The organism is Pseudomonas sp. AP19 (assembly GCF_001728855.1).
Lineage (GTDB): Bacteria > Pseudomonadota > Gammaproteobacteria > Pseudomonadales > Pseudomonadaceae > Aquipseudomonas > Aquipseudomonas fluorescens.
The window spans coordinates 1-658 of the sequence record NZ_LXJP01000152.1 but is presented as its reverse complement, the minus strand read 5'-3'; the positions used below and the strand labels follow the sequence as shown (position 1 = coordinate 658).

At 60.2% G+C, this 658-nt stretch carries 1 protein-coding gene; it reads right to left on the bottom strand.

Translation table 11 applies throughout. The features are described 5' to 3' along the window. Nucleotides 1–658, bottom strand: a 658-nt coding sequence (locus A7D21_RS34080; protein WP_171902678.1) for a hemagglutinin repeat-containing protein, incomplete at both ends; no start/stop codon positions are given.

Below are 658 nucleotides of genomic sequence, written 5' to 3'. Positions count from 1 at the left end.
TTTTGCTCTTCTCATGACTCTCCTGCCGCAAATCCTTCACCGCCTCAAACCTCACCGCCCCACCACTGACAATCGCAATATCCCCGCCACTGTCGAGCTTCGCCGCTTGATACTTCTGATCCCCACCGCTCTCCAGCGTCAGGTTGCCCCCCGTCTTGATCTCGCTCCCGACATTCTTCACATCGGTCACTTCATCACGCTGGGTTTTCTTGCTGCCCCAACCGCCCTTTTTGCTCATGTCGTACAGCGAATAGTTGCTGTCTTGCGCGGCCAGCAGTTGCAGTTCGTTATCGGCATGCACGTAGGCTTCGTTGCCCGCGCTGATCTTGCTGGCGACCAGCGTCAGGTCGGTACCGGCGACAGCTATCAGGTCGCCGCCGGCTTTCAGTTCCGCACTTTGTTGGGTGACGTTGTCGAGTTGGGTGGTGGTTTTGGTGCCGCCTTTTTTGCCTTTTGAGTAGTCGTGTTGTTCGTTGGCGGCGGCGGCCAGGGTCAGGTTTTCGCCGGCTTTGACGCTGAGGTCTTTGGCGGCGCTGACGGTGCTGGCGACCACGGCGATGTCGCGGCGGGCGTCGATGGCGAGGTTACCGCCCACGTCCACGTTCGAGCCGTATTGCAGGGTGGTTTGCTCGGTGCCTTTGACGCGGCGGCGTTGGGG